The sequence below is a fragment of the Snodgrassella sp. M0110 genome, from assembly GCF_016101465.1.
GTDB classification, from domain to species: domain Bacteria; phylum Pseudomonadota; class Gammaproteobacteria; order Burkholderiales; family Neisseriaceae; genus Snodgrassella; species Snodgrassella alvi.
Genome location: NZ_JACFQM010000020.1, coordinates 1 through 3,933 on the forward strand (window position 1 = coordinate 1; position 3,933 = coordinate 3,933).

Annotated in this window: 8 protein-coding genes; 6 read left to right on the forward strand and 2 right to left on the reverse strand. The window is 34.9% G+C overall.

The window, feature by feature from the left end:
* Together H3T84_RS11870 and H3T84_RS11875 are read left to right on the forward strand one after the other, a co-directional pair.
* The coding region (locus H3T84_RS11870; protein ID WP_232346194.1) for a hypothetical protein at positions 1-183 on the forward strand (183 nt) is incomplete at its 5' end.
* A gap of 242 nt (positions 184-425) precedes the next feature.
* Complete coding sequence (locus tag H3T84_RS11875; RefSeq protein ID WP_025331488.1) at positions 426-794, forward strand: hypothetical protein; 369 nt, start codon at positions 426-428, stop codon at positions 792-794.
* Positions 795-859: 65 nt separating this feature from the next.
* Here the strand turns inward: H3T84_RS11875 and H3T84_RS12600 are convergent, their stop codons facing one another.
* Positions 860-1,024, reverse strand: coding sequence for a SymE family type I addiction module toxin (locus tag H3T84_RS12600; protein ID WP_078474275.1), 165 nt, complete (start codon positions 1,022-1,024; stop codon positions 860-862).
* A gap of 130 nt (positions 1,025-1,154) precedes the next feature.
* Here H3T84_RS12600 and H3T84_RS11885 point away from each other — a divergent pair, with 130 nt between their 5' ends.
* Positions 1,155-1,571, forward strand: coding sequence for an SMI1/KNR4 family protein (locus H3T84_RS11885; protein WP_198219299.1), 417 nt, complete (start codon positions 1,155-1,157; stop codon positions 1,569-1,571).
* A gap of 114 nt (positions 1,572-1,685) precedes the next feature.
* Here H3T84_RS11885 and H3T84_RS12605 read toward each other — a convergent pair whose 3' ends face one another.
* Positions 1,686-1,850, reverse strand: a complete 165-nt coding sequence (locus H3T84_RS12605; protein WP_078474274.1) for a SymE family type I addiction module toxin — start codon at positions 1,848-1,850, stop codon at positions 1,686-1,688.
* A gap of 393 nt (positions 1,851-2,243) precedes the next feature.
* On the opposite strand from H3T84_RS12605, the gene H3T84_RS11895 reads away from it, so the two are divergent.
* From H3T84_RS11895 to H3T84_RS11905, 3 genes are all read left to right on the forward strand, one after another.
* Positions 2,244-2,495 (forward strand): hypothetical protein, encoded by a 252-nt coding sequence (locus H3T84_RS11895; protein ID WP_198219301.1) that lies wholly within the window; start codon positions 2,244-2,246, stop codon positions 2,493-2,495.
* A complete protein-coding gene (locus H3T84_RS11900) occupies positions 2,496-2,846 on the forward strand; it encodes a hypothetical protein (RefSeq protein ID WP_198219303.1) in 351 nt (116 codons plus the stop codon). It begins immediately after the preceding gene.
* A 487-nt stretch (positions 2,847-3,333) separates the two neighbouring features.
* Positions 3,334-3,597, forward strand: coding sequence for a hypothetical protein (locus H3T84_RS11905; RefSeq protein WP_025331484.1), 264 nt, complete (start codon positions 3,334-3,336; stop codon positions 3,595-3,597).
* The last annotated feature ends 336 nt before the right edge of the window (positions 3,598-3,933 follow it).

The window sequence follows — 3,933 nt, forward strand, 5'->3', positions numbered from 1 at the left end:
AGTGCAAAACTAGGTTTTGAACATAACTGTCGCGGAGAAGAGATGATTATTACTTCTAATTTGGATGATTATTATGATTATGAAAGAGATCCAACAGTAACTGAAATACCGCTTCAAAGATATGCTGTTGTATGGCAATATCCTAGTTATGCATGTATTTATCAAAATCAAAAGCATCAGTAATACTCAATAAAAAATAAATATTTATTGAATAATGTAATTAATCTTATTGATTAAGGTATGGGATTTTATAACCTAGCAGCTATCCATACTGATATCAGCAGCGAAGATTATGCTGATAAGGCCGGATATCTACATAATAACTTTGATAAAGACAACGTACGGTAAAGGTTGTCGATTCAAATACATACAAGCCAAGTGCAGGAGAGAAAGCGACAATTATTAATAAACCAAAGGAATAGAAAATGAATAAGATTAAATGGATAACTCAGGCGATAGCGCAGCCTTGTGAAGTACAGAAAAGTTTATTTCCTGATTTTGTGAACGTTGCGGACGAGCTGGCTGTTGAGTGGGAAATGGCTTTAGATGAATTAAACGATCCTTTGGTCGCATCTTCTTTCACGTCTGAGCAAAAATTGGCAATTAAACAGTTAGATGATTATATGTTATCTATAAGTGGAGCACCTAACATCCAATACTGGAACAACGATGCGCTTTGTCAATGTGCTGAGTGGAAAAATATGAGAGAAATGGCTATGGCGATATTACTCATCATGGGATGGGAAATTACCGTACCGGCAAAACCTGTTGCTCTATATATCAATCACAGTTAAATATAAGATCCTAGCCTGTTGTATAGCAATCCCCGCCTTAACTCGCGAGGATATTGTTTTACCTCTTAGCTCAGCCCTTCAATCCTGATAATAAACAGCCCATGTTGCGCATCGATGATGAATGACTGACCAGTGGTAAAGCCAAAGGCTTCTAGCCAGCAGCCTTTAATAGGTAGTTGCGGTCTGGTGTTGGGGCCTATGGCTTGGGGTGTTAACCAATGGTGTAAAATCGTTCGGTGGGTTGCAGTGCCTTAGCCATAGTTAACTCCTGTAAGGTTAGTTTTGGTTAGCAGTGGTAGCAGGTTGCCGCCTGTTACTGCTGCGTTACTTGCTTAATACGTCAAATAAGAGAGGATACTAATGAATAAATTGGATAAAGTTATTAATCAGTTAAAAGAGTTATCAAATGGAGAGGTAATAAATGTCCCTCTTCCTGATGATAACTTGCTTGATGATTATGAAAAAAATATTAATTTCAGCTTTTCAACTGAATATAGAAAGCTTCTCAAAGAAGCCAGTAATATTTTCTACGGTATAATAGAATTATTACTAGTAACAAGAGGTAAAAAATATCCATCTGAATTATCGACAGTGCTTAATGAAGCTAGGGAGCAAGGTCTACCAGAAGACTGGTTACCAATATGTGAAGATAATGGAAGTTATTATTGTTTAACACCAAATGATACAGTACGATATTGGACGTTAGATGGCTATAGTAATGATACTTGGGAAGATCTTTCAGATTGGGTTGAACAAGTATGGATTAATGAAAATTAAATATCGCAAACAAGCCCAAAATAAATATGAAGTCTGGAATTTTTTATTCTGACAGGTTGATCAATTTTGAAAACCTAAGATCCCAATTTTGAACTGGGATTTTATTTTCACTTTCTAGTCTTGCCCCTCAATCCTAATAATAAACAGCCCATGTTGCGCATCGATGATGACTGGCTGACCGATGGTAAAGCCAAAGGCTTCTAGCCAGCAGCCTTTAATAGGTAGTTGCGGTCTGGGGTTGGATCCTATGGCTTGGGGTGTTAACCAATGGTGTAAAATCGTTCGGTGGGTTGCAGTGCCTTAGCCATAGTTAACTCCTGTGAAGTTAGTTGTGGTTAGCAGTGGTAGCAGGTTGCCGCCTATTATTGCTGCTTACTTATTGTTTTATTATTCTTATTTAGCCAGTAATTTAATCTGAGTCTTGGTTAAAAAGGCTTCTAAAAATATCTTAATCACGGTTTGTTTTCTTCTGGTAGCTTCTCAATCTTTTGAAACAGGTTTAAAAACTCATGGTCTTTTAATCTTGACTTGGTAGCTTGGTCTTGTGCGCCTTCTAGTATCTAGTGCTAGAAAGGGGACGAAGCTTGAAATAGATCCAAAAAATTTGATTATCTTTATGGCAAAGTAAATAGCGGAGAACATAATACTGCTCGCTCAACTCAATTATCCCAAATGATGAGACGGCTTGGGCTACAGACTAATGAAACAGGTACAGCTATTTTAACTGAACACTTTAATAAAGTAGTAAATACAAAAGGTAATGTTATTAATGATGACAAAAAAGGTTCTCAGAGTTTTGAAGTTAGAGAATCTTTCTTAATGGGGCCATCAGGAAAAGGTACTGTATTACAAACGTCATTTGAAATTATGCCATATGGTTCACGTAGATTTGTAACAACAATTCCAAAAGAAGGAAAAAAATAAATGTTTATTCAATCTTTTCCAGATGAAATAGATTTGTTAGCTTTTTTTGAGGGAGAACCTGTTTTTCAGAATACAGAGGATTTACACTTTGCATACAAATATACTGATCAAAATGAAATGTCTATACTTTTTTCGTTTAGTGCAACTGGAGGTTGGATACAAACAATTATAGAGTTTAAACAGAAAAAAATAGCGCACAATCTAATGGAGGGTGTGGAATACTTTAAGATAGAAAAAGATGTTGATGGTGAGTACCTAACGACCGAAGTTGTACTAGAGGATACAAGAACAAAGGTTGAAATAAGATTACAACCTTTTATTTCTACTGAATTTTCAACATTAATAAGATGATTAATTGATCTGTCTTTGATTTAATCATAGGGTTGATATTATCAAGGACAGATCTATATTACTTTATTTTAGATAGGCTTCTCAATCCTGAAAATCAATAACCACTGTTGCGCATCAATGATGACTGGCTGACCGGTGGTAAAGCAGGAAAGGGAATGAATGGTAATTCTCTGGAATGGAATTCTTAGCAGAACTACCCCAAAAAGACTATTGATGGTAAGCAATATGCGTCGATTGGAAACAGATTATATTCACAACATGCAGTTGATAGGATGCAACTACCAGAGTTAGGGCTCCCTGCCGGTACAGTTGGAGCTGGTCGTAACATTTCTCCTAATATTGTAGAGCACACTATACAAAATGAAACAAAAACCAGTTCAATGGTTAATGGTGTAAAAAGGACTGTATATTGGAGTGGTGATGTAGGTGTTGTTACCGAAAGGAATAGTAAAATTGTAGTGACCATTCTCAGAAGGAGTGAAAAGTGATGAATTGGATATATCCAGATGTTATTAATAATCTTAAAAAAAAATGTGATTCTTATTTAAATAAAAAAATTAGTTTGGATGAAATACAATCTAGTATTTATGAAGCTGAGCATCAGATACTGGCATTAGAAGAAAAATGGTTAAGAGAATTACTATTTGATGCAGAAAATCAAATTGAATTAAATCGTTATACGATAGATAGTGAAAAGTTAGAACAATCTGTTGAACCTATTATCAAAAATATAATGACTAAAATATCATAATAAGAATAATTTCTACCTAACTATTAGAGATTCTAATTATTATCTTTTAGACTTATATAGCAAGTTGAGTAAATAATTTACCCTACTCTATTGTTATGGTTATGAACATACCAGCATAAAATCTGAGCTTCTCCAATTCAACGACCATTCATGGTCGTTGAATTGGAGGGCTAGGTCTGACCAGACTAGGTATATAACAAATGGTATAAAATTATTCGATTATAGGAAAAGTTGCTACTACTATTGATAAAAATAGTGCAAAACTAGGTTTTGAACATAACTGTCGCGGAGAAGAGATGATTATTACTTCTAATTTGGATGATTATTATGATTATG